The sequence below is a fragment of the Streptomyces sp. NPDC048637 genome (genome assembly GCF_040650675.1).
Classification (GTDB): Bacteria; Actinomycetota; Actinomycetes; order Streptomycetales; family Streptomycetaceae; genus Streptomyces.
Genome location: NZ_JBEZHQ010000048.1, coordinates 1 through 23,674, shown reverse-complemented (window position 1 = coordinate 23,674; position 23,674 = coordinate 1). Strand labels below are relative to the sequence as shown.

The 23,674-nt window shown below is 71.9% G+C and carries 20 protein-coding genes; 19 read left to right on the top strand and 1 reads right to left on the bottom strand.

Annotation, left to right across the window (positions count from 1 at the left end):
- The first annotated feature begins 2 nt into the window (after window positions 1–2).
- The 12 genes from AB0C46_RS36030 (at window position 3) to AB0C46_RS35975 (ending at window position 14,969) form a co-directional block, all read left to right on the top strand.
- The gene (locus AB0C46_RS36030; protein ID WP_362833198.1) at window positions 3–1,289 is read left to right on the top strand and encodes a dihydroorotase; all 1,287 of its coding nucleotides are present in this window, start codon (window positions 3–5) and stop codon (window positions 1,287–1,289) included.
- A complete protein-coding gene (locus AB0C46_RS36025; protein ID WP_362833196.1) occupies window positions 1,286–1,912 on the top strand; it encodes a hypothetical protein in 627 nt (208 codons plus the stop codon). The genes AB0C46_RS36030 and AB0C46_RS36025 overlap by 4 nt, the downstream gene beginning before the upstream one ends.
- A complete protein-coding gene (carA, locus tag AB0C46_RS36020) occupies window positions 1,909–3,051 on the top strand; it encodes a glutamine-hydrolyzing carbamoyl-phosphate synthase small subunit (protein ID WP_362833195.1) in 1,143 nt (380 codons plus the stop codon). The genes AB0C46_RS36025 and carA overlap by 4 nt, the downstream gene beginning before the upstream one ends.
- Entirely contained in the window at window positions 3,044–6,355 is a 3,312-nt protein-coding gene (gene carB, locus AB0C46_RS36015; RefSeq protein ID WP_362833194.1) for a carbamoyl-phosphate synthase large subunit, read from the top strand. Before carA ends, carB begins: the two co-directional genes overlap by 8 nt.
- An 84-nt stretch (window positions 6,356–6,439) precedes the next feature.
- Complete coding sequence (locus tag AB0C46_RS36010) at window positions 6,440–7,549, top strand: quinone-dependent dihydroorotate dehydrogenase (RefSeq protein ID WP_362833192.1); 1,110 nt, start codon at window positions 6,440–6,442, stop codon at window positions 7,547–7,549.
- A complete protein-coding gene (pyrF, locus tag AB0C46_RS36005; RefSeq protein ID WP_362833191.1) occupies window positions 7,546–8,379 on the top strand; it encodes an orotidine-5'-phosphate decarboxylase in 834 nt (277 codons plus the stop codon). Before AB0C46_RS36010 ends, pyrF begins: the two co-directional genes overlap by 4 nt.
- A 215-nt stretch (window positions 8,380–8,594) precedes the next feature.
- Window positions 8,595–8,918: an integration host factor gene (locus tag AB0C46_RS36000; protein WP_006607450.1), complete on the top strand. Its 324-nt coding sequence runs from the start codon at window positions 8,595–8,597 to the stop codon at window positions 8,916–8,918.
- Between the two features lie 38 nt (window positions 8,919–8,956).
- On the top strand, window positions 8,957–9,577 hold the full coding sequence (gmk, locus tag AB0C46_RS35995; protein WP_362833189.1) for a guanylate kinase: 621 nt from the start codon (window positions 8,957–8,959) through the stop codon (window positions 9,575–9,577).
- Between the two features lie 71 nt (window positions 9,578–9,648).
- The gene (gene rpoZ / locus AB0C46_RS35990; protein ID WP_005319902.1) at window positions 9,649–9,921 is read left to right on the top strand and encodes a DNA-directed RNA polymerase subunit omega; all 273 of its coding nucleotides are present in this window, start codon (window positions 9,649–9,651) and stop codon (window positions 9,919–9,921) included.
- A gap of 99 nt (window positions 9,922–10,020) precedes the next feature.
- Complete coding sequence (gene coaBC, locus AB0C46_RS35985; protein WP_362833188.1) at window positions 10,021–11,256, top strand: bifunctional phosphopantothenoylcysteine decarboxylase/phosphopantothenate--cysteine ligase CoaBC; 1,236 nt, start codon at window positions 10,021–10,023, stop codon at window positions 11,254–11,256.
- Between the two features lie 252 nt (window positions 11,257–11,508).
- Window positions 11,509–12,717: a methionine adenosyltransferase gene (gene metK, locus AB0C46_RS35980; protein ID WP_093644722.1), complete on the top strand. Its 1,209-nt coding sequence runs from the start codon at window positions 11,509–11,511 to the stop codon at window positions 12,715–12,717.
- A 113-nt stretch (window positions 12,718–12,830) separates the two neighbouring features.
- Window positions 12,831–14,969 carry a primosomal protein N' gene (locus AB0C46_RS35975; protein WP_362833187.1) on the top strand — a complete coding sequence of 713 codons (2,139 nt, stop codon included), beginning with the start codon at window positions 12,831–12,833 and terminating at the stop codon, window positions 14,967–14,969.
- Window positions 14,970–15,357: 388 nt separating this feature from the next.
- Here the strand turns inward: AB0C46_RS35975 and AB0C46_RS35970 are convergent, their stop codons facing one another.
- Complete coding sequence (locus AB0C46_RS35970) at window positions 15,358–15,912, bottom strand: hypothetical protein (RefSeq protein WP_362833185.1); 555 nt, start codon at window positions 15,910–15,912, stop codon at window positions 15,358–15,360.
- Between the two features lie 259 nt (window positions 15,913–16,171).
- Between AB0C46_RS35970 and fmt the strand changes: the two genes are divergently transcribed.
- From fmt to AB0C46_RS35935, 7 genes are all read left to right on the top strand, one after another.
- Entirely contained in the window at window positions 16,172–17,110 is a 939-nt protein-coding gene (fmt, locus tag AB0C46_RS35965; protein ID WP_362833184.1) for a methionyl-tRNA formyltransferase, read from the top strand.
- Between the two features lie 218 nt (window positions 17,111–17,328).
- Complete coding sequence (locus AB0C46_RS35960; RefSeq protein WP_362833183.1) at window positions 17,329–18,762, top strand: transcription antitermination factor NusB; 1,434 nt, start codon at window positions 17,329–17,331, stop codon at window positions 18,760–18,762.
- Between the two features lie 167 nt (window positions 18,763–18,929).
- Entirely contained in the window at window positions 18,930–19,613 is a 684-nt protein-coding gene (gene rpe, locus AB0C46_RS35955) for a ribulose-phosphate 3-epimerase (protein ID WP_362833181.1), read from the top strand.
- 219 nt (window positions 19,614–19,832) lie between these two features.
- On the top strand, window positions 19,833–20,849 hold the full coding sequence (locus tag AB0C46_RS35950; RefSeq protein WP_362833254.1) for a sugar-binding domain-containing protein: 1,017 nt from the start codon (window positions 19,833–19,835) through the stop codon (window positions 20,847–20,849).
- A gap of 121 nt (window positions 20,850–20,970) precedes the next feature.
- Window positions 20,971–21,438: a ribonuclease domain-containing protein gene (locus AB0C46_RS35945; RefSeq protein ID WP_362833180.1), complete on the top strand. Its 468-nt coding sequence runs from the start codon at window positions 20,971–20,973 to the stop codon at window positions 21,436–21,438.
- Window positions 21,435–21,878, top strand: coding sequence for a barstar family protein (locus tag AB0C46_RS35940; RefSeq protein WP_362833179.1), 444 nt, complete (start codon window positions 21,435–21,437; stop codon window positions 21,876–21,878). The genes AB0C46_RS35945 and AB0C46_RS35940 overlap by 4 nt, the downstream gene beginning before the upstream one ends.
- Before the next feature lie 177 nt (window positions 21,879–22,055).
- On the top strand, window positions 22,056–23,519 hold the full coding sequence (locus tag AB0C46_RS35935; RefSeq protein WP_362833178.1) for a GuaB1 family IMP dehydrogenase-related protein: 1,464 nt from the start codon (window positions 22,056–22,058) through the stop codon (window positions 23,517–23,519).
- The last annotated feature ends 155 nt before the right edge of the window (window positions 23,520–23,674 follow it).

The window sequence follows — 23,674 nt, the reverse complement described above, 5'->3', positions numbered from 1 at the left end:
CCATGAGCAAGATCCTGATTCGCGGGGCGAAGGTCCTCGGTGGCGAGCCGCAGGACGTGCTGATCGACGGGGAGACCATCGCCGAGGTCGGCACCGGGCTGAGCGCCGGGGACGCCCGGGTCATCGAGGCCGACGGCAAGATCCTGCTGCCGGGCCTGGTCGACCTGCACACCCATCTGCGCGAGCCGGGCCGCGAGGACTCCGAGACCGTGCTGACCGGCACCAAGGCCGCCGCGGTCGGCGGCTTCACCGCCGTCCACGCGATGGCCAACACCTTCCCCGTCGCGGACTCCGCGGGCGTCGTCGAGCAGGTCTGGCGGCTGGGCAAGGAGTCCGGCTACTGCGACGTCCAGCCCGTCGGTGCGGTCACCGTCGGCCTGGAGGGCAAGAAGCTCGCCGAGCTCGGTGCGATGCACGACTCCGCGGCCGGTGTGCGGGTCTTCTCCGACGACGGCAAGTGCGTGGACGACGCCGTGATCATGCGGCGCGCCCTGGAGTACGTGAAGGCCTTCGACGGTGTCGTCGCCCAGCACGCCCAGGAGCCCCGGCTCACCGAGGGTGCCCAGATGAACGAGGGCATCGTCTCCGCCGAGCTGGGCCTCGGCGGCTGGCCCGCGGTCGCCGAGGAGTCGATCATCGCCCGCGATGTGCTGCTCGCCGCGCACGTCGGCTCCCGGGTGCACATCTGCCACCTGTCGACGGCGGGCTCGGTCGAGATCGTCCGCTGGGCCAAGTCCAAGGGCTGGAACGTCACCGCCGAGGTCACCCCGCACCACCTGCTGCTCACCGACGAGCTGGTCCGCAGCTACAACCCCGTCTACAAGGTGAACCCGCCGCTGCGCACCGAGGCCGACGTCCTGGCGCTGCGCGAGGCGCTCGCCGACGGCACCATCGACTGCGTCGCCACCGACCACGCCCCGCACCCGCACGAGGACAAGGACTGCGAGTGGGGCGCGGCGGCCATGGGCATGGTCGGCCTGGAGACCGCGCTCTCGGTCGTCCAGCACACGATGGTCGACAGCGGTCTGCTGGACTGGGCCGGCGTCGCCGACCGGATGTCCTTCCGCCCCGCGCACATCGGCCGCCTGGAGGGCCACGGCCGCCCCGTCTCGGCTGGTGAGCCCGCCAACCTCACACTGCTCGATTCCGCTTACCGTGGAGAGGTGGACCCCGCGGGCTTCGCCTCCCGCAGCCGCAACACCCCCTACGAGGGCCGTGAGCTGCCGGGACGCGTCACCCACACCTTCCTGCGGGGCCGGGCAACGGTCGTCGACGGGAAGCTGGCGTGACTCCTCCACTGATCCACTTGGCCGAAGCGCAGAAGTCCGCGCCGGTCACCGACTGGGCCGCACGGATCGGCTGGGTCGTCGGTCTGCTGGTCTTCGTCGTCTTCGTCTACTGGCTGATGCGCCAGGGCTGGAAGTGGCGCGGCACGCTCCAGGGCGATCTGCCCGAGCTGCCGGCCACCCCGGACGACACCGGCGAGCCCGAGCTGACCCTCAGCGGCCGCTACCACGGGTCCACCACCGCCGGACAGTGGCTCGACCGGATCGTGGCGCGCGGTCTGGGCACCCGTAGCCGCGCCGAGCTGACCCTGACCGACCAGGGCCTGGACGTCGTACGGCCGGGCGCCGAGGACTTCTTCGTGCCGGCCGCCGCACTGCGCGGCGCCCGTCTCGACAAGGGCATCGCCGGCAAGGTCCTGCCCGAGGGCGGGCTGCTGATCGTCACCTGGCGGCACGGGGACAAGGAGATCGACTCCGGCTTCCGCTCCGACCGGGCGGGCGAGCACCCGGCCTGGGTCGAGGCCATCGACCGGCTGAGCACCACGCAGCAGGGCACCACCGAGCCCAGCACCACCGAGCACCACACCAGCACCACCGAGCACACCGAAACGGAAGGCGCACGATGACGACCTCCACCAGGGGGACCGCCAAGATCCCCGCCGTACTCGTCCTGGAGGACGGCCGCACCTTCCGCGGCCGCGCCTACGGGGCCGTGGGGGAGACCTTCGGCGAAGCGGTGTTCTCCACCGGCATGACCGGCTACCAGGAGACGCTGACCGACCCCTCGTACCACCGCCAGGTCGTCGTCATGACCGCCCCGCACATCGGCAACACCGGTGTGAACGACGAGGACCCCGAGTCGCAGCGGATCTGGGTCGCCGGCTACGTCGTCCGTGACCCCGCCCGCATCCCGTCCAACTGGCGCTCGGTGCGCTCCCTGGACGACGAGCTGGTCGACCAGGACATCGTCGGCATCAGCGGTGTCGACACCCGCGCGCTGACCCGGCATCTGCGGGAGCGCGGCGCCATGCGCGTCGGCATCTTCTCCGGCGAGGCGCTGCCCGACGCGGGCACGATGCTGGCCAAGGTGCGCCAGGCCCCCGAGATGCAGGGCGCCGACCTGTCCACGCAGGTCGCCACCGAGGAGTCCTACGTCGTCCCGGCGATCGGCACGAAGAAGTTCACCGTTGCCGCGATCGACCTGGGCATCAAGGGCATGACCCCGCACCGGATGGCCGAGCGCGGCATCGAGGTGCATGTGCTGCCCGCCACCGCCACCGTCGAGGACGTCTACGCGGTGAACCCGGACGGTGTGTTCTTCTCCAACGGCCCCGGCGACCCGGCCACCGCCGACCACCCGGTCTCCGTCATGCGCGGAGTCCTGGAGCGGAAGACGCCGCTGTTCGGCATCTGCTTCGGCAACCAGATCCTGGGCCGCGCGCTGGGCTTCGGCACCTTCAAGCTCAAGTACGGGCACCGCGGCATCAACCAGCCGGTGCAGGACCGTACGACCGGCAAGGTCGAGGTCACCGCGCACAACCACGGGTTCGCCGTCGACGCCCCGCTCGACAAGGTCTCCGACACCCCCTTCGGCCGCGCCGAGGTCTCCCACGTCTGCCTCAATGACAACGTGGTGGAGGGTCTGCACCTCCTCGACCAGCCGGCCTTCAGCGTCCAGTACCACCCCGAAGCCGCCGCGGGTCCGCATGACGCCGCGTACCTCTTCGACCGCTTCGTTTCCCTGATGGAGGGCCAGCGTGCCTAAGCGCACCGATATCCAGTCCGTCCTGGTCATCGGCTCCGGCCCGATCGTCATCGGCCAGGCCGCCGAGTTCGACTACTCCGGCACCCAGGCCTGCCGGGTCCTCAAGTCCGAGGGCCTGCGCGTCATCCTGGTGAACTCCAACCCGGCGACGATCATGACCGACCCGGAGATCGCCGACGCCACCTACGTCGAGCCGATCACCCCCGAGTTCGTCGAGAAGATCATCGCGAAGGAGCGCCCGGACGCGCTCCTGCCGACCCTCGGCGGTCAGACGGCCCTGAACACGGCCATCTCGCTGCACGAGGCCGGCACCCTCGACAAGTACGGCGTCGAGCTGATCGGCGCCAACGTCGAGGCGATCAACAAGGGCGAGGACCGCGACCTCTTCAAGGAGGTCGTCGCGGCCGTCAACACCAAGATCGGCCACGGCGAGTCCGCCCGCTCGGTCATCTGCCACTCCATGGACGACGTCCTGGCGGGCGTCGACGAGCTCGGCGGCTACCCCGTCGTCGTCCGCCCCTCCTTCACCATGGGCGGCGCCGGCTCCGGCTTCGCCCACAACGAGGAGGAGCTGCGCCGGATCGCCGGCCAGGGCCTGACGCTCTCGCCCACCACCGAGGTGCTCCTGGAGGAGTCCATCCTCGGCTGGAAGGAGTACGAGCTGGAGCTGATGCGCGACAAGAACGACAACGTCGTGGTCGTCTGCTCCATCGAGAACTTCGACCCGATGGGCGTGCACACCGGCGACTCGATCACCGTCGCCCCGGCGATGACGCTCACCGACCGCGAGTACCAGACCCTGCGGGACGTCGGCATCGCCGTGATCCGCGAGGTCGGCGTGGACACCGGCGGCTGCAACATCCAGTTCGCGGTCAACCCCGAGGACGGCCGGGTCATCGTCATCGAGATGAACCCGCGGGTCTCCCGTTCGTCGGCGCTGGCGTCCAAGGCCACCGGCTTCCCGATCGCGAAGATCGCCGCCCGGCTCGCCGTCGGCTACACCCTCGACGAGATCCCCAACGACATCACCGAGAAGACCCCGGCGTCCTTCGAGCCGACCCTCGACTATGTCGTCGTCAAGGTGCCGCGGTTCGCCTTCGAGAAGTTCCCGGCCGCCGACGCCACGCTCACCACGACCATGAAGTCGGTCGGCGAGGCCATGGCCATCGGCCGTAACTTCCCCGAGGCGCTCAACAAGGCCCTGCGCTCCCTGGAGAAGAAGGGCAGCCAGTTCGACTTCGTCACCGAGCCGGGCGACAAGGCCGCGCTGCTGGAGAAGGCCGAGGTCCCGACCGACGGCCGGATCAACACCGTCATGGAGGCGATCCGGGCCGGCGCCACGCCCCAGGAGGTCTTCGACGCCACGAAGATCGACCCCTGGTTCGTCGACCAGCTCTTCCTCGTCAAGGAGATCGCGGACGAGATCGCCGCGGCCGAGAAGCTCAACCCGGAGATCCTTGCGGAAGCAAAGCGCTACGGCTTCTCCGACGCCCAGATCGCCGCGATCCGCGGGCTGCGCGAGGACGTCGTCCGCGAGGTCCGGCACGCCCTCGGTGTCCGCCCCGTCTACAAGACGGTCGACACCTGCGCCGCCGAGTTCGCCGCGAAGACGCCGTACTTCTACTCGTCCTACGACGAGGAGACCGAGGTCGCGCCCCGCGAGAAGCCGGCCGTGATCATCCTCGGCTCCGGCCCCAACCGCATCGGCCAGGGCATCGAGTTCGACTACTCCTGCGTCCACGCCTCGTTCGCGCTCAGCGACGCCGGCTACGAGACCGTGATGGTCAACTGCAACCCGGAGACCGTCTCGACGGACTACGACACCTCCGACCGCCTGTACTTCGAGCCGCTGACGCTGGAAGACGTCCTGGAGATCGTGCACGCCGAGACCCAGGCAGGACCGGTCGCCGGTGTCGTCGTCCAGCTCGGCGGCCAGACCCCGCTGGGCCTGGCGCAGGCGCTCAAGGACAACGGGGTGCCGATCGTCGGCACCTCGCCCGAGGCGATCGACCTCGCCGAGGAGCGCGGCGCCTTCGGCCGGGTGCTGACCGAGGCCGGTCTGCCGGCCCCCAAGTACGGCACCGCCTTCTCCTTCGCCGAGGCCAAGCGGATCGCCACCGAGATCGGCTACCCGGTCATGGTCCGCCCGTCCTACGTGCTCGGCGGCCGCGGTATGGAGATCGTCTACGACGAGCCCTCGCTGGGGGAGTACCTCACCCGGCACGCCGGCCTGATCGACCGGCACCCGGTCCTCATCGACCGGTTCCTCGACGACGCCATAGAGATCGACGTCGACGCGCTCTACGACGGCCGTGAGCTCTACCTCGGCGGCGTCATGGAGCACATCGAGGAGGCCGGTATCCACTCCGGCGACTCCGCCTGTGCGCTGCCCCCGATCACCCTCGGCGGCTTCGACATCAAGCGGCTGCGGGCCTCGACGGAGGCCATCGCCAAGGGCGTCGGCGTCCGCGGACTGATCAACATCCAGTTCGCGATGGCCGGGGACATCCTCTACGTCCTGGAGGCCAACCCGCGCGCCTCCCGTACGGTCCCCTTCACCTCGAAGGCCACCGCCGTACCGCTGGCCAAGGCCGCCGCCAGGATCTCGCTGGGCGCCACCATCGCCGAGCTGCGCGCCGAGGGCATGCTGCCCAAGGCGGGCGACGGCGGGACCCTGCCGCTGGACGCGCCGATCTCGGTCAAGGAAGCCGTGATGCCCTGGTCGCGGTTCCGCGACATCCACGGCCGCGGTGTGGACACCATCCTCGGCCCGGAGATGCGCTCCACCGGCGAGGTCATGGGCATCGACTCGGTCTTCGGCACCGCGTACGCCAAGTCCCAGTCCGGCGCCTACGGGGCGCTGCCCACCAAGGGCCGCGCGTTCGTCTCCGTCGCCAACCGCGACAAGCGTTCGATGATCTTCCCGGCCCGTGAGCTGGTCGCCCACGGCTTCGAGCTGCTCGCCACCTCCGGCACCGCCGAGGTGCTGCGCCGCAACGGCATCAACGCCACCGTGGTGCGCAAGCAGTCCGAGGGCGAGGGTCCGGACGGCGAGAAGACCATCGTCCAGCTGATCCACGACGGCCAGGTCGACCTGATCGTCAACACCCCCTACGGCACCGGCGGCCGGCTGGACGGCTACGACATCCGTACCGCCGCCGTCGCCCGCGGCGTCCCCTGCCTGACCACGGTCCAGGCGCTGGCCGCCGCCGTACAGGGCATCGAGGCCATGTCCCGCGGAGACGTGGGCGTGCGTTCCCTCCAGGAACACGCCGAACATCTCACCGCGGCCCGCCAGGAGTAGCGGCAGGGAGGGGGACACCGAAACGGTGTCCCCCTCTTCATGAGCCCCCCAGTACCTCCTCAGCGCGGAAGGCACCCCCGACCGATGTACCGCCTCTTCTTCCAACTGATCTTCAAGCGCATGGACCCCGAGAAGGCCCACCACCTGGCCTTCCGCTGGATCCAGCTGGCCGTGCGCCTCCCCGTGCTGCGCACCTTCCTCGCGGCCGCCCTCGCGCCCCGCCACAAGGAGCTGCGCACCGAGGCCCTGGGCCGCCGTATGCACGGCCCCTTCGGCCTGGCCGCCGGCTTCGACAAGAACGCCGTCGCCATCGACGGGATGACCATGCTCGGCTTCGACCATGTCGAGATCGGCACGGTCACCGCCCAGCCGCAGCCCGGCAACCCCAAGAAGCGCCTGTTCCGGCTCGTACCGGACCGCGCGCTGATCAACCGGATGGGGTTCAACAACGAGGGCTCCGCGTCCGTGGCGGCCCGTCTGGCGGCCCGCAACCCGGTCTTCCCGGCCACCGTCGGCGTCAACATCGGCAAGACCAAGGTCGTCCCGGAGGACGGGGCCACCGCCGACTACGTCACCTCCACCGAGCGGCTCTCCCCGCACGCCGACTACCTGGTCGTCAATGTCTCCTCCCCGAACACCCCGGGGCTGCGCAACCTCCAGGCCGTCGAGCATCTGCGCCCGCTGCTGACCGCGGTCCGCGAGGCCGCCGACCGTACGGTCACCGACCGCCGGGTCCCGCTGCTGGTCAAGATCGCCCCGGACCTCGCCGACACGGACGTGGACGCGGTCGCCGACCTCGCCGTCGAGCTCGGCCTGGACGGGATCATCGCCACCAACACCACCATCGCCCGCGACGGCCTCGGTCTGACCTCCGACCCGAAGCTGATCGCTGAGACCGGCGGACTGTCCGGCGCGCCCGTCAAGGAGCGCTCCCTGGAGGTCCTGCGCCGCCTCTACGCCCGCGTCGGCGACAAGATCACCCTCATCGGGGTCGGCGGCATCGAGAACGCCGAGGACGCCTGGCAGCGCATCCTCGCCGGTGCCACCCTCGTCCAGGGCTACAGCGCCTTCATCTACCAGGGCCCGTTCTGGTGCCGCGCGATCCACAAGGGGCTGGCCGCCCGTCTGCGCAACAGCCCCTACGCCACCCTCGCCGATGCCGTCGGCGCCGAGCACAAGAAGGTCACCGCATGACCCTGCCCTTCGGTACGCGCCTTCGTCAGGCCATGGACGACCGCGGCCCGCTCTGCGTCGGGATCGACCCGCATGCCTCGCTGCTGGCCGACTGGGGCCTGAACGACGATGTCGCGGGCCTGGCGCGGTTCACGCGCACGGTCGTGGAGGCCCTCGGCGAGACGGTCGCCGTCTTCAAGCCGCAGTCCGCGTTCTTCGAGCGCTTCGGCTCGCGCGGCCTGGCCGTCCTGGAGACCGCGGTCGTCGAGGCGCGCGAGCGCGGTGCCCTGGTCCTGATGGACGCCAAGCGCGGCGACATCGGTTCCACCATGGCCGCCTACGCCGAGACCTTCCTGCGCCAGGACTCGCCGCTGTTCTCGGACGCCCTGACGGTCTCCCCGTACCTCGGATACGGCTCACTCCGGCCGGCCGTCGACCTGGCCCGGGAGAGCGGCGCCGGGCTCTTCGTCCTCGCCCTCACCTCCAACCCGGAGGGCGCGGAGGTCCAGCGGGCGGTGCGCGAGGACGGCAGCACCCTCGCGGCGACGATGCTCGGCCATCTTGCGGCCGAGAACGCCGGTGCCGAGCCGCTGGGCTCCTTCGGCGCGGTCGTCGGTGCCACGCTCGGCGATCTCTCCTCGTTCGATCTGGCGATCAACGGCCCGCTGCTCGCCCCCGGCATCGGCGCCCAGGGCGCCACGCCCGCCGACCTGCCGAAGGTCTTCGGGGACGCCGTACGCAATGTCGTCCCGAGCGTCAGCCGGGGGGTGCTGCGGCACGGTCCGGACACCGCGGCGCTGCGTGCTGCGGCGGACCGATTCGCCGACGAAGTGCGCACCGCGCTCGCCTGACGCCGGAAAGACGGGGACTTTAGTCCCGAAATGTCCTGGTCGGCAGAGTCTGACCAGGACTTTTCGCTTGTTCTCGCTGACTCCGGCGCACTCTGCCGCTAGTCTCCGTCGAGAGCACTGCACGTAAGCGCGTTGCTCGTTGCTCCGCAGGTGCGGGGTGACTAGGTTCCACACTGGTCCGTATCCGACAGTTCGACATCCGAGGTGACGTAGGCGTGGCTCTTCCGCCCCTTACCCCTGAACAGCGCGCAGCCGCGCTCGAGAAGGCCGCCGCGGCTCGCCGGGAGCGCGCCGAGGTCAAGAATCGGCTCAAGCACTCCGGTGCTTCCCTCCATGAGGTCATCAAGCAGGGCCAGGAGAACGACGTCATCGGCAAGATGAAGGTCTCCGCCCTCTTGGAGTCCCTGCCGGGCGTCGGCAAGGTCCGCGCCAAGCAGATCATGGAGCGGCTCGGCATCTCCGAAAGCCGCCGTGTCCGGGGTCTTGGCTCCAACCAGATCGCGTCGCTGGAGCGCGAGTTCGGCAGCACTGCTTCCTGAATTTTCCGGCATCACCGGGAAGCTGGAATAATCGCTGCATGAGTTCTGCAGTCTCCCGGGGGACGACCCCCGCGCCCCCGGCCAGACAACCGCGACTGACCGTGCTCTCCGGCCCCTCCGGGGTCGGCAAGAGCACGGTCGTCGCGCATATGCGCAAGGTCCACCCCGAGGTCTGGCTTTCGGTTTCGGCCACCACCCGCAAGCCGCGCCCCGGGGAGCAGCACGGCGTCCATTACTTCTTCGTCGAGGACGAGGAGTTCGACAAGCTCATCGCCAACGGTGAGCTGCTCGAATGGGCCGAGTTCGCGGGCAACCGCTACGGCACCCCCCGCAAGGCGGTGCTGGACCGTCTGGAGTCCGGGGAGCCGGTCCTGCTGGAGATCGATCTGCAGGGCGCCCGCCAGGTCCGCGCGTCCATGGCGGAGGCCCATCTGGTCTTCCTGGCCCCGCCGAGCTGGGACGAGCTGGTCCGCCGGCTCACCGGACGGGGCACGGAGGCGCCGGAGGTCATCGAGCGCCGGCTCTCCGCCGCCAGGGTCGAACTGGCAGCGGAGAAAGAGTTCGATGTGACGCTTGTCAACACCTCCGTCGAGGACGTCAGCCGTGAGCTGCTAGCCTTGATGCTGAATCGATCCGGGGACGCGAACACCAGCGGCTGACCGCGCAGCTCCCCGGCCGACCAGGACTTCTGCGTTACACCCACGCTTCATCCCCCTTCGGAAGGTAGAGAGTGTCCTCTTCCATCACTGCACCCGAGGGCATCATCAACCCGCCCATTGATGAGCTTCTCGAGGCCACCGATTCGAAGTACAGCCTTGTGATCTACGCCGCCAAGCGCGCGCGCCAGATCAACGCGTACTACTCGCAGCTCGGCGAGGGCCTGCTCGAGTACGTCGGCCCCCTCGTGGACACGCACGTCCACGAGAAGCCCCTGTCGATCGCGCTCCGCGAGATCAACGCGGGCCTGCTGACCTCCGAGGCCATCGAGGGCCCCGCCCAGTAAGCAGCTGAACAATGCACCAAGGGCCCGGCGGAGCGACCGCCGGGCCCTTGGTGTGTCATAGGGGCATACGTATGGACCTAGGCCGGGGAGCGGCGAGCGATGGACAAGCGGGAGCGGGAGCGGCCCAGGGTCGTCCTGGGGGTCAGCGGCGGGATCGCTGCGTACAAGGCGTGCGAGCTGCTGCGGCGGCTGACCGAGTCCGGGCACGACGTACGGGTGGTGCCGACCGCTTCGGCGCTGCACTTCGTCGGGGAGGCCACCTGGTCGGCGCTCTCCGGCAACCCGGCCACCACCGAGGTCTGGGAGTCCGTCCACGAGGTCCCGCACGTCCGTATCGGCCAGGCCGCCGATCTCGTCGTGGTCGCCCCCGCCACCGCCGACCTGCTGGCCAAGGCCGCCCACGGTCTCGCCGACGATCTGCTGACCAACACCCTGCTCACCGCGCGCTGCCCGGTGGTCTTCGCCCCGGCGATGCACACCGAGATGTGGGAGAACCCCGCCACGCAGGAGAACGTCGCCACCCTGCGGCGCCGCGGCGCGGTCGTCATCGATCCCGCGGTCGGCCGGCTGACCGGCGTCGACACCGGCAAGGGCCGCTTCCCCGACCCGGCCGAGATCTTCGAACTCTGCCGCCGGGTGCTGGCCCGCGGCACCCGGGCGACCGAGCAGGATCTCGCCGGGCGCCATGTCGTCATCAGCGCGGGCGGTACCCGCGAGCCGCTGGATCCCGTCCGCTACCTGGGCAACCGCTCCTCCGGCAAGCAGGGCTACGCGCTCGCCCGTACCGCGGTGGCCCGCGGCGCCCGGGTCACTCTGGTCGCCGGCAACACCGAGCTGCCCGATCCGGCCGGTGCGGACGTGATCCACATCGGTACGGCCCGTCAGCTCCGCGAGGCCGTGCTGAAGGCCGCTGCGGATGCCGACGCGGTGGTCATGGCCGCCGCCGTCGCCGATTTCCGCCCCGCCGTCTACACCACCGGCAAGATCAAGAAGGTCGAGGGCCAGGAACCGGAGCCCGTCGCCCTGGTGCGAAATCCGGACATCCTCGCCGAGCTCTCCGCCGAGCGGGCCCACCCTGGTCAGCTTGTGGTCGGCTTCGCCGCGGAGACCGACGAGGTGCTCGCCAACGGCCGCGCCAAGCTCGCCCGCAAGGGCTGTGACCTGCTGGTCGTCAACGAGGTCGGCGAGCACAAGGCCTTCGGCTCGGCGGAGAACGAAGCAGTGATCCTCGCCACCGACGGTACCGAGACCCCGGTACCGTACGGACCCAAGGAAACCCTGGCCGATACGGTCTGGGACCTGGTCGCGCCCCGCCTGGCCGAGACTCGTCACTGAGGCGCCGAACCGGCCCCGGAATCACTCCGCCGGCCCTACAAAATCGGGCATGTCCCCTTGACCCGGCACATCCTCAAGGTGATCGTCCTACCGTGAAGCGTGGTGTCCCAGGTCACGGGGGGTCCATAAAACGAGACCGTGTGTCCGAACGCCGCATACGACCGATAAACTGGCGAGTGGATCGGGCCGAGCGCAGCTCTCGGCCCATCCGCCAATGATCAGCCAGCAGCCGCTGCAACCCCAGGGAGCGATGTGTCCCGCCGCCTGTTCACCTCGGAGTCCGTCACCGAGGGCCACCCCGACAAGATCGCTGACCAGATCAGCGACACCATCCTCGACGCTCTCCTCAAGGAAGACCCGACATCCCGGGTCGCCGTGGAGACGTTGATCACCACCGGCCTGGTGCACGTGGCCGGCGAGGTGACGACGAAGGCGTACGCCGACATCCCCAACCTCGTCCGCAACAAGATCCTGGACATCGGTTACGACTCGTCCAAGAAGGGCTTCGACGGCGCCTCCTGCGGCGTCTCGGTGTCCATCGGCGCGCAGTCCCCGGACATCGCCCAGGGTGTCGACACCGCGTACGAGAACCGCGTCGAGGGCGATGACGACGAGCTGGACAAGCAGGGCGCCGGCGACCAGGGCCTGATGTTCGGCTACGCCTGTGACGAGACCCCGGAGCTGATGCCGCTCCCGATCAACCTCGCGCACCGGCTCTCCCGCCGTCTCTCCGAGGTCCGCAAGAACGGCACCATCCCCTACCTCCGTCCCGACGGGAAGACCCAGGTCACCATCGAGTACGACGGCCACAAGGCCGTCCGTCTCGACACCGTCGTGGTCTCCTCGCAGCACGCCAGCGACATCGACCTCGACTCGCTGCTCGCGCCCGACATCCGCGAGTTCGTCGTCGAGCACGTCCTCAACCAGCTGGTCGAGGACGGCATCAAGCTGGACACCGACGGTTACCGTCTGCTGGTCAACCCGACCGGGCGCTTCGAGATCGGCGGCCCCATGGGTGACGCCGGCCTGACCGGCCGCAAGATCATCATCGACACCTACGGCGGCATGGCCCGCCACGGTGGCGGTGCCTTCTCCGGCAAGGACCCGTCCAAGGTCGACCGCTCGGCCGCCTACGCGATGCGCTGGGTCGCCAAGAACGTCGTCGCCGCCGGCCTCGCGGCCCGCTGCGAGGTCCAGGTCGCCTACGCCATCGGCAAGGCCGAGCCGGTCGGTCTCTTCGTCGAGACCTTCGGCACCGCCACCGTCGACACCGACAAGATCGAGCAGGCCATCGGCGAGGTCTTTGACCTCCGCCCGGCGGCCATCATCCGCGATCTCGACCTGCTCCGTCCCATCTACGCGGAGACCGCCGCCTACGGCCACTTCGGCCGTGAGCTGGAGGACTTCACCTGGGAGCGCACGGACCGGGTGGAGGCGCTGAAGAAGGCCGCGGGGCTGTAAGTCCCGTATCGCCCGTGTGAGGTGCCACGGCCCCGGACCGCTCGGCGGTCCGGGGCCGTCGGCTGTCCACAGCCCGCCGGGCACTGTCGGTGCGGTCTGCTAAGACTGACGCTGTGAGCAGGGAGAACGGGCGACCGGAGGCGGGGGCGTCGGATGCGGGCGAGCAGTTGGCCCTCATCCGGGAGGCCGTGCGGGAGACCAAGGCCGAGCGGGCGAAGCCGCGGACCTGGCGGGGGGCCGAGCTGGCCGCCGAGCTGCCGGTGGCGCGGGTGCTGGTCGACAAGGGGCTGGTGCACCTCGACCGGTATTTCGACTACGCGGTCCCGGCGGCGATGGACCACGAGGCGCAGCCCGGGGTGCGGGTCCGGGTGCGCTTCGGGGCGGGGGAGAAGGGCGGCCGCCGCGAGGGCGGCAAGCTGGTCAGCGGGTTCATCGTGGAGCGGGTCGCGGAGAGCGACTACCGGGGGGTGCTCGCCCCGGTCGCGCAGGTGCTGTCGTCCGAGCAGGTGCTGACGCCGGAGCTGCTGGGACTGTGCCGGTCGGTTGCGGACCGCTATGCCGGGACGCTCGCCGATGTGGTGCAGCTGGCGGTGCCACCACGACGGGCGCGCGCGGAGGCCAAGCCGTCGCCCGCCCCCCTGCCGCCCAACCCACCGCCGGAGCCCGGGAGCTGGGAGCGCTATGGCGCGGGCGCCGGGTTTCTGGCGGCGCTGACCCGGGGGGACGCGCCGCGGGCGGTGTGGACGGCGCTGCCCGGGGCGACCTGGCCGCAGGAGCTGGCGCGGGCGGTGGCCGCGGCACTGGCGGGCGGGCGTGGTGCGCTGGTGGTGGTGCCGGACGGGCGGGCCGCGGCCCGGGTGGACGCGGCGCTCGGCGACGTGATCGGCGCGGACCGGCATGTGCTGCTGACCGCCGACGCCGGGCCGGAGGAGCGCTATCGCCGCTGGCTCGCGGTCAGCCGTGGCGCGGTGCGCGCCGTGGTCGGGACCCGGGCGGCGATGTTCGCGCCGGTCGCCGACCTGGGCCTGGTCGCCCTCTGGGACGACGGGGACGCCAGCCACAGCGATCCGCATGCGCCGCAGCCGCACGCCCGTGAGGTCCTCATCCAGCGGTCGGTCAATGAGCGCGCCGGATTCCTGCTGGGCGGGCTGAGCTGCACGGTCGAGGCAGCCCAGCTGGTCGAGACGGGCTGGGCACGCCCGCTGACCGCCGAGCGTGAACAGGTACGGGCCGCGGCGCCTCTGGTACGTACGGTCAGCGACGGCGACGAGGCCCGGGACGCCGCCGCGCGGGCCGCCCGGCTGCCGACGATGGCCTGGCAGGTGGTGCGGGAGGGCCTCCAGCGCGGACCGGTGCTCATCCAGGTCCCGCGCCGCGGATATGCGCCCCGGCTGGCGTGCGAACGGTGCCGTACCCCCGCGCGCTGCCGGGCCTGCGCGGGCCCGCTGGAGTCGCAGGACGCCGGCGAGCTGTGCTGCGCATGGTGCGGACGGCAGGAGCCGGACTGGCACTGTTCCGAGTGCGGCGGTGCGCGGCTGCGGGCCCAGATCGTGGGGGCGCGGCGGACGGCGGAGGAGCTGGGCCGGGTGTTCCCGGCGGTTCCGGTGCGGACCTCGGGGCGGGACCATGTGCTGGCCACGGTGCCCGGTGTCCCCGCGCTCGTGGTGAGTACCCCGGGCGCGGAGCCGGTGGCCGAGGGCGGCGGGTATGCGGCCGCGCTGCTGCTGGACGGCTGGGCGCTGCTGGGGCGGCCGGATCTGCGGGCGGGGGAGGAGGCGCTGCGCCGCTGGCTGGGCGCCGCCGCGCTGGTCCGCGGCCAGGCGGAGGGCGGCACGGTCGCGGTGATCGCGGAGCCGACGCTGCGCCCGGTGCAGGCGCTGGTCCGCTGGGATCCGGTCGGCCATGCGGTCCGTGAGCTGGCCGAGCGGGCCGAGCTGGGCTTCCCTCCGGTGTCGCGGATGGCCTCCGTGGCCGGCCGCGGCGAGGATGTCGCCGAACTGTTGAGATCCGCCGAACTCCCCGCGGACGCCGAGGTGTTGGGGCCCGTACCGCTGCCGGTGCCGGACCCCGCGCGCCCGCGCCGGCCGGGCGACCCGCCGCCGGGCGAGCAGTGGGAGCGCGCGCTGGTCCGGGTCCGCCCCGGCCAGGGTGCGGCCCTCGCCGCCGCGCTCAAGGCCGCTCGCGCGGCCCGGTTGGTCAAGCGGGAGGGGGAGGCTGTACGGGTCCGGATCGATCCGCCCGATCTGGGGTGAGCGTCGGCCCGGGGCGGGCGGCGGTCTGTCCGGGGCGAGCGGCGGTCCGTCCGGAGCGGGCGGTCCGTCCGGAGCGGAGTGCAGGGCGCGTTGCGGGGTGGGGAGGCGGCCCCGGGACTGCGAAGGGCACCGCGAGGCTGCGACTCCGCGAGGCTGGGCGCTGCAATGCCCGGCTGTCCGGCGGCCCGGCAGCCCGACACCGCGGCGCCGCGAACCGTGGGTACCCGCCATCGGACTCGGCGCTGCCCCGGACTCGGCGCTTCCGTGGACCTGGCGGTTCCCCGGATCTGGCGCTTCCCCTGACATGGCGCCGCCCCGGGACCGAGGTCGGCGTCCCAGGGCGTTGGCGAGCGGCGTGGGGGCGAAGGCGCCCGGTGTCGCGGGTGGTTCAGCCGTTGCGGGGGCCGGGGAAGGCGCCCGGCCGGGCCGGCTCGTCGCGGGCGGCCGCGGAGGGCTGAGCGGGCATGGACCGGGCGGCCGGGACGGCCGCGGGGCCGGGCAGTCCCGCGGCCACGGTCACCGCACGGGGCGCGGAGGACTCGGGTGAACGCACCGCCGGCTCGGCGCCGTTGGGCTCCGCGGCGGGCTGGGCAGCGGCTCTGCGGGCGCCGTAACGGCGGTGCACCGCCTGTTTGGTGACGCCGAGCGCCGAGCCCACCGCGTCCCACGAGAATCCCAGCGAGCGGTCGAAGTCGACCGCGGCCGTGACAAGGGTTTCGACGCTGTCCCGCAGCTCCTGGGCGAGGCGCACCGTCGGGGCGGGTGCGCGTCCGTAGACGACGAAGCCCGCGGACGGGCCGGTACGCCGCGGCCGGTAGACGTTGCCGAGCTGAGCGGTCAGCGTGCGCAGTGCGTCCACCTGCCGGCGCACCCGTTCGATGTCCCGCACCAGGAGATGCAGGCTGGCGCGCGCCTGGGCGTCGTGGGTTGCGTGGTCGGCCATGAGCAAGCCTCTCGAACCGGCGTGGAAAAGGAAGGATGAAGAAGGATGAAAGCGAGCGGGCCGCCAGAGCGGCCCGGTCCGGGTCAATGCTGTTTGACCAACGCGACAGCAGCGGCTCTGGTCACGGTATGGGGGCGTACGAGCTTCCGTACGAGGCGCGGGAAATCCTGCACGCCCCCTGGATGCACCGCCCATGGCCTGCGGCGGACCCATAGACTGGTGCGTCGTTCCGCTGCGTGTGAGAGGTAGTTCGCCACCCATGAGGCTTGTCTTCGCCGGCACCCCCGAGGTCGCCGTACCCGCCCTCGATGCCCTGATCGCCTCCGACCGGCACGAGGTCGTGGCCGTGGTGACCCGGCCCGACGCCCCCGCCGGACGCGGCCGGAAGCTGGTCGCCAGCCCCGTCGCGGACCGTGCGGAGGAGGCGGGCATCGAGGTGCTCAAGCCCGCCAAGCCGCGCGACGAGGACTTTCTGGCCCGGCTGCGGGAGATCGCGCCGGACTGCTGCCCGGTGGTCGCCTACGGTGCGCTGCTGCCGAAGGCCGCGCTCGACATTCCCGCCATGGGGTGGGTCAATCTGCACTTCTCGCTGCTGCCCGCCTGGCGGGGCGCGGCGCCCGTGCAGCATGCGGTGCTCGCGGGCGACGAGGTGACCGGTGCCTCGACCTTCCAGATCGAGACCGGCCTGGACTCCGGCCCGGTCTTCGGGGTGCTGACCGAGGAGGTCCGGCCGACGGACACCAGCGGCGATCTCCTCACCCGGCTGGCGTTCGCCGGTTCCGGGCTGCTGGTGGCGACGATGGACGGCATCGAGGACGGCACGCTGAAGGCGGTGCCGCAGCCGGCCGAGGGTGTCACGCTCGCCCCGAAGATCGAGGTCGAGGACGCGAAGGTGGACTGGGCGGCGCCCGCGCTGCGGGTCGACCGGGTGATCCGTGGCTGCGCGCCCGCGCCCGGCGCCTGGACGGTGTTCCGCGGCGAGCGCCTCAAGCTGATGTCGGCCGTCTCCGCCGTGGACCACGCGGAGTTGGGCCTGGCGCCCGGTGCGCTCGCCGTCACGAAGAAGGCGGTGTACGCCGGCACCGGCAGCCACCCCGTCGAACTCCTCTGGGTCCAGCCGCAGGGCAAGAAGCCGATGAAGGCGGCGGACTGGGCGCGCGGGGTGCGAATCGAGGGCGGGGAGCGGCTGGGAGACTGACCCCCTCGACGCGGGCCCGTCGTCGGGCCGTCACTCGTCGTCCTCGGGTCCGTCGTCGGGGTTGTCACCCGTCGTCCTCGGGTCCGTCGTCGGGAGGGTCACCCGCGGACCCCGGGCAGGCCCGGGTCCGGCCCGGGTCCGGCCGCCCCGCGCGCTCGGGCCGGGGGCCCGCGTAGTCTGGGACGGACCCCTCATCTCGTATCCGGAGCACCTTTTCTGTGAGTCAGCAGCCGCGCCGTCGCCCCAGCAAGCCCTATCGCCGCCCGCAGAAGGACCCGGTCAGGATCCTCGCGTTCGAGGCGTTGCGGGCCGTCGACGAGCGCGACGCCTACGCGAATCTGGTCCTGCCGCCGTTGCTGCGCAAGGCGCGTGAGGGCGGTGACTTCGACGCCCGGGACGCGGCGCTGGCGACGGAGCTGGTGTACGGATCGCTGCGGCGGCAGGGGACGTATGACGCGATCATCGCGCAGTGCGTGGACCGGCCGCTGCGCGAGGTGGACCCACCGGTCCTGGACGTGCTGACCCTCGGGGCGCATCAGCTGCTCGGTACCCGTATTCCCACGCATGCCGCGGTGAGCGCCAGCGTCGATCTGGCGCGGGTGGTGCTGGGCGACGGCCGGGCGAAGTTCGTCAACGCGGTGCTGCGCAAGATCGCGGCCCATGACCTGGACGGCTGGCTGGAGCGGGTCGCCCCGGAGTATGACGAGGACCCCGAGGACCACCTCGGCATCGTCCACGCACACCCCCGCTGGATCGTCTCGGCCCTGTGGGACGCGCTCGGTGGCGGCCGGGCCGGCATCGAGGACCTGCTGGAGGCGGACAACGAACGCCCCGAGGTGAACCTGGTGGCCCGGCCCGGCCGGAGCACCACCGAGGAATTGCTGGCGGCGGCCGGCGAGGAGAGCGCCCTCCCGGGGCGCTGGTCCCCGTACGCGGTGCGGCTCGCGGAAGGCGGGGAGCCGGGCGCACTGGACCCGGTCCGCGAGGGGCGCGCCGGGGTGCAGGACGAGGGCAGCCAGCTCGTCGCCCTGGCGCTGGCGAACGCGCCCGTCGAGGGCTCCGACCGCGCCTGGCTCGACGGCTGCGCCGGCCCCGGCGGCAAGGCGGCGCTGCTGGCGGCGCTGGCCGCGCAGCGCGGCGCCGCCCTGCTGGCGTCGGAGAAGCAGCCGCACCGCGCACGTCTGGTGGCCCGGGCGCTGGAGGGCAACCCCGGCCCGTACGCGGTCATCGCGGCCGACGGCACCCGCCCCGCCTGGCGGCCCGGCGCCTTCGACCGGGTCCTGGTGGACGTGCCGTGCACCGGTCTGGGCGCGCTGCGCCGGCGGCCGGAGGCACGCTGGCGGCGCCGCCCCGAGGACCTGGACGGCTTCGCCCCGCTCCAGCGCGAGCTGCTGCGGCAGGCGCTCGCGGCGGTCCGGGTCGGCGGCGTCGTCGGCTATGCGACCTGCTCACCGCATCCGGCCGAGACCCGGGCCGTGGTGGACGACGTCCTCAAGGGACGGGGCGGCGAGCCGGTCGAGGTGGAGTGGATCGACGCCCGCCCACTGATGCCCGGCGTACCGGCCCTCGGCGACGGCCCGGACGTCCAGCTGTGGCCGCATCTGCACGGCACGGACGCGATGTATCTGGCCTTGCTGCGGCGGACGGCCTGAGGGCGGCCGGTCTCCCTTCGGTGAGCATCCTTCAGCCCGTCCCTGGTTGCCCCAGGGGCGGGCTCATGGTGGTGCCGGCCCGGTCGTGAGGGCGTGGAGCACCCCGCCCGCAGTCCCGTGGCCGTCCCGCCTCCGTCGGCCCCCGGCCCGCACGCCATACTGGGGGTATGGCCTTGATCAACCCCAGCATTCTGTCCGCTGACTTCGCCCGGCTCGCCGAGGAGGCGAAGGCCGTGGAGGGCGCCGACTGGCTGCATGTCGACGTCATGGACAACCACTTCGTCCCGAATCTCACCCTCGGCGTGCCGGTTGTCGAGTCGCTGAGCAAGGCGACGGACACCCCGCTCGATCTGCATCTGATGATCGAGGACCCGGACCGCTGGGCGCCCCAGTACATCGAGGCCGGGGCCGGTTCCGTGACCTTTCACGTGGAGGCCGCGGCCGCGCCGGTGCGGCTGGCGCGGGAGATCCGGGCCAAGGGGGCGCGGGCGTCGATGGCGCTGAAGCCGGCCACGCCGATCGAGCCGTACGAGGATCTGCTGTCCGAGCTCGACATGCTGCTGATCATGACCGTGGAGCCCGGCTTCGGCGGTCAGCCCTTCCTGGACATCATGCTGCCGAAGATCCGCCGTACCCGTGAGCTGATCTCCCGGCACGGCCTTCAGCTGTGGCTGCAGGTGGACGGCGGGGTCTCGGCGGAGACCATCGAGCGGTGCGCGGAGGCGGGCGCCGATGTGTTCGTGGCGGGCTCCGCGGTCTACGGCGCGGACGATCCGGCCAAGGCGGTCCGGGACCTGCGCGAGAAGGCCGAGGCGGCGACCTCGGCGGCGGGCTGGGGCTGCGCGCACTGAATTTCGGAGCGGGGGCGCGGGCGGTCCGGTCGATTCCGGCCACGGGAATCCCTGGTCGTGCGGCCGCGCCGTCCCTTGTCCGTGGCGCCACCGAGCGTTCACGAGGGTCGGGGCGGTGATGGTCCCCGTCGCCCCCGGGTTTCTGAAAGGATGAGCAAAGACTCGATCAGATGCGCAAAAGGGGAGAATTTCGTGGTAGCCAGCCGCCCACAGTCCGGAATGGGCCCTGCCGAGCTGGTGCAGGCCGCGGCCATGGCCCGCCGTTTCTATCTTGAGAACAAGTCGAAGATTCAGATCGCGGAGGAATTCGGCGTCAGCCGGTTCAAGGTCGCGCGGGTGCTGGAGACGGCGCTGGAGCGCGATCTCGTACGGATCGAGATCCGGGTGCCCTCCGAGCTGGACGCCGAACGCTCCGACGCCCTGCGGGCCCGCTACGGCCTGCGGCACGCGGTGGTCGTCGAGTCGCCCGCCGACGCTCCCCCCGCCTTCGGAGGCCAGACCCCGCCCGAGGACGCCGCCGACCCGGAGAACCTCGGCGAAGTCGCGGCCGACCTGCTGGGTGAGCTGGTCGCCGAGGGCGATGTGCTGGGGCTGGCCTGGGGCCGGTCGACCATTCACATGGCCGCCGCGCTGCACCGCCTGCCGCCCTGCACCGTTGTGCAGCTGACCGGCGTCTACGACGCGGGTACCGCCGACCGTGGCTCCGTCGAGGCGGTGCGCCGCGCGGCCGATGTCTCCGGGGGCGAGGCACACCCGATCTACGCGCCGATGCTGCTGCCCGACTCGGCGACGGCCGAGGCGCTGCGCCGCCAGACCGGCATCGCCCGCGCCTTCGACTACTTCGACAAGGTCACCGTCGCCTGTGTCTCCATCGGCTCCTGGGAGCCGGGCGTCTCGACCGTCTACGACATGCTGACGGAGCAGGAGCGGGAGCACTACGCCTCGCTGGGTGCCGCCGCTGAGATGTCGGCGCACCTCTTCGATGCCGAGGGGCGGCGGATCGGCCGGGACCTCGGCGAGCGGTGCATCACGGTCGAGGCGGACCGGCTGCGCCGTATCCCGGAGGTCGTCGCCATCGCGGGCGGCCGGCGCAAGGCGGCCGCGATCGGCGCGGTGCTGCGCTCCGGGCTGGTGACGAGCCTGGTCACGGACACCGCCGCCGCCGACCATCTGCTGCTGGAGACCGGCCCCGGGCCGCGCCCCGCACTGGACCGGGCGGACCCTGACGGGGCGTGACGCACGCCGGGTCCGGACGCGGTGCGGGGCGGGCCGGGGAGGCCCGGTGCCGGGCCGCCCGCGGGCCCGGGGGCGCGGTCATCGACGAGCAGCCCGCGCGGGCCTGTGACAGCATCGGCGCATGGTGATCCGCTTCTCCCCGCGCCGTGCCGCCGCCGTCGTCGGCGCGTTGCTCGCCGGGCTGCTCCTGGTGCTGACCGGGTGTTCCACGGGCGGTGGTGACAACGGGAGTTCGCAGGGCGCGCCACGGTCCACCGCCACGGCCGTCGACGGTACGCCGCGCGCTTCCGGCGTACCGGACTGGGCGCAGGGCATGCCGGTCGTTCCGGTCGGCGAGCTGCCCTCCCAGGCACGGGACACCCTGCGCCTCATCGACGCCGGCGGACCCTTCCCGTACACCCAGGACGGCACGGTCTTCGGCAACCGCGAGCAACTGCTGCCCCGTCATCCGCGCGGCTACTACCACGAGTACACGGTGCCCACGCCGGGCTCACCGGATCGCGGCGCCCGCCGGCTCGTCACCGGCGAAGGTCATGAGACGTACTACACCCACGATCACTACCGGTCCTTCAAGGCGGTGCTCCGATGACGGCTTCCGTGCCCCGGCCGCTCGCGGCGGTGCTCGACGGCAGCACGCCCCCGGGAGTGCTGCCCTGGCCCGCGGAGCGCTCGGTGGCGGACGCGCTGGCCGCCGCGCGGGACGCCGGCTGGACCGGGACGTCCCTGGATCTCGACGGGGTCGCGGACAAGGCCGCCTTCATGGAGCGGTGCGCCCGCGCGCTGCGGCTGCCGGACTGGTTCGGCCGCAACTGGGACGCGCTCGCCGACTGCCTCACCGATCTGTCCTGGTGCCCCGCCGACCGCGGCCGGCTGCTCGTGGTGACGGGCTGGCAGGGCTATGCGGCCGCGGCGCCCGACGAGTGGAGCATCGTCGAGGGTGTGCTGGCGGATGCGGTGGGTCACTGGCGTGACACGGACACCGGCCTGGCCGTGATCATGGCCCGGGGGCGGGCCCGGCAGGGCGTGTAGCGACGGCCGCGGCGGCCCGACCAGCGGCGATGCCATGCGGTCCGCCGCCCGCACAGCGCATCCCGGCGCGGCAGGGACACACCGGCCTCCGCCGGGCCCCTTGGGGGATCGCACACACGGCCGACGGGGCGCTCAGACAATCATATGACCCCTGGTCAGGGCCCGTATCCTGGCCATATGCGATTCCTGAATCCGAAGAACGGCGCGCTCGAAGAGAGTTCTTCGGTGCCCTACGACCTGACCTACGACGATGTGTTCATGGTGCCCGGCCGCTCCGCCGTCGGCTCCCGCCAGGGCGTGGACCTGTCCTCGCACGACGGGACCGGGACCACCATCCCGCTCGTGGTCGCCAACATGACGGCGATCGCCGGCCGCCGGATGGCCGAGACCGTTGCCCGTCGTGGTGGTCTGGTCGTCATTCCGCAGGACATCCCGCTCGACGTCGTCACCGACGTCGTGACCTGGATCAAGCGCCGTCATCTGGTACTGGACACGCCGATCGTGCTGTCCCCGGTCGCGACCGTGGCCGATGCCCTGTCGCTGCTGCCCAAGCGGGCGCACGGCGCGGGCATCGTCGTCGAGGGCGGCCGTCCGGTCGGCGTCGTCACCGAGCACGACCTGGCCGGGGTGGACCGCTTCACCCAGGTGGCCGAGGTCATGACCAAGGACCTGCTGGTCCTGGACGCGGACATCGACCCGCGGGAGGCCTTCAACCGCCTCGACGCCGCCAACCGCAAGCTCGCGCCCGCGGTCGACGCGGACGGCATGCTGGTCGGCATCCTCACCCGCAAGGGCGCGCTCCGCGCCACCCTGTACACCCCCGCCACGGACGCCAACGGCAAGCTGCGGATCGCGGCTGCCGTCGGCATCAACGGCGATGTGGCCGGCCGGGCCAAGGCCCTGCTGGACGCCGGTGTGGACACGCTCGTCGTGGACACCGCGCACGGTCACCAGGAGTCGATGATCAGCGCGATCAAGGCGGTCCGGGCGCTGGACCCGCAGGTCCCGATCGTGGCGGGCAACATCGTCGCCGCCGAGGGCGTCCGCGATCTGATCGAGGCCGGCGCGGACATCATCAAGGTCGGCGTCGGACCGGGCGCGATGTGCACCACCCGGATGATGACCGGCGTCGGCCGGCCGCAGTTCTCCGCGGTGCTGGAGTGCGCCGCGGAGGCCAAGAAGTTCGGCAAGCACGTCTGGGCCGACGGTGGCATCCGGCACCCCCGCGATGTCGCCATGGCGCTGGCCGCGGGCGCGTCCAACGTCATGATCGGCTCCTGGTTCGCCGGCACCCTCGAATCGCCCGGTGACCTCCAGCACACCGCCGACGGCCGGCCGTACAAGGAGAGCTTCGGTATGGCCTCCGCCCGTGCGGTGCGCAACCGTACGAGCGACGAGTCGGCCTACGACCGGGCCCGCAAGGGGCTCTTCGAGGAGGGCATCTCCACCTCGCGGATGTTCGTCGACCAGGGGCGCCCCGGCGTCGAGGACCTGATCGACTCGATCATCGCGGGCGTCCGCAGCTCCTGCACCTACGCGGGCGCGGCCTCCCTGGCGGAGTTCGCCGAGAAGGCCGTGGTCGGTGTGCAGAGCGCCGCCGGTTACGCCGAGGGCAAGCCGCTGCACGACAGCTGGAACTGACGCGTCACGGGGTCGCCCGCCGGCCCCGCCACCGCCGCTCGAACGGCCCCGCACCGACCCGGGATGCCGTTGGTTAATCCGGGGTCCGGGTTGTTTCGCCCCGCCGAGCTTGTTGCTCGGCGGGGCGAAGTGCTGCCAGGTGGGAGGTTCGGGTG

Bases quoted from the DNA above. Each gene is read 5' to 3' on its own strand.
- AB0C46_RS35940 (WP_362833179.1), top strand. From the start codon at position 21,435: ATGACGGCTTCCGTGCCCCGGCCGCTCGCGGCGGTGCTCGACGGCAGC.
- gmk (WP_362833189.1), top strand. From the start codon at position 8,957: ATGAGTTCTGCAGTCTCCCGGGGGACGACCCCCGCGCCCCCGGCCAGA.
- carA (WP_362833195.1), top strand. From the start codon at position 1,909: ATGACGACCTCCACCAGGGGGACCGCCAAGATCCCCGCCGTACTCGTC.
- AB0C46_RS36010 (WP_362833192.1), top strand. From the start codon at position 6,440: ATGTACCGCCTCTTCTTCCAACTGATCTTCAAGCGCATGGACCCCGAG.
- AB0C46_RS35945 (WP_362833180.1), top strand. From the start codon at position 20,971: ATGGTGATCCGCTTCTCCCCGCGCCGTGCCGCCGCCGTCGTCGGCGCG.
- fmt (WP_362833184.1), top strand. From the start codon at position 16,172: ATGAGGCTTGTCTTCGCCGGCACCCCCGAGGTCGCCGTACCCGCCCTC.
- AB0C46_RS35935 (WP_362833178.1), top strand. From the start codon at position 22,056: ATGCGATTCCTGAATCCGAAGAACGGCGCGCTCGAAGAGAGTTCTTCG.
- AB0C46_RS35970 (WP_362833185.1), bottom strand. From the start codon at position 15,912: ATGGCCGACCACGCAACCCACGACGCCCAGGCGCGCGCCAGCCTGCAT.
- pyrF (WP_362833191.1), top strand. From the start codon at position 7,546: ATGACCCTGCCCTTCGGTACGCGCCTTCGTCAGGCCATGGACGACCGC.
- coaBC (WP_362833188.1), top strand. From the start codon at position 10,021: ATGGACAAGCGGGAGCGGGAGCGGCCCAGGGTCGTCCTGGGGGTCAGC.
- rpe (WP_362833181.1), top strand. From the start codon at position 18,930: ATGGCCTTGATCAACCCCAGCATTCTGTCCGCTGACTTCGCCCGGCTC.
- AB0C46_RS35950 (WP_362833254.1), top strand. From the start codon at position 19,833: ATGGGCCCTGCCGAGCTGGTGCAGGCCGCGGCCATGGCCCGCCGTTTC.
- AB0C46_RS36030 (WP_362833198.1), top strand. From the start codon at position 3: ATGAGCAAGATCCTGATTCGCGGGGCGAAGGTCCTCGGTGGCGAGCCG.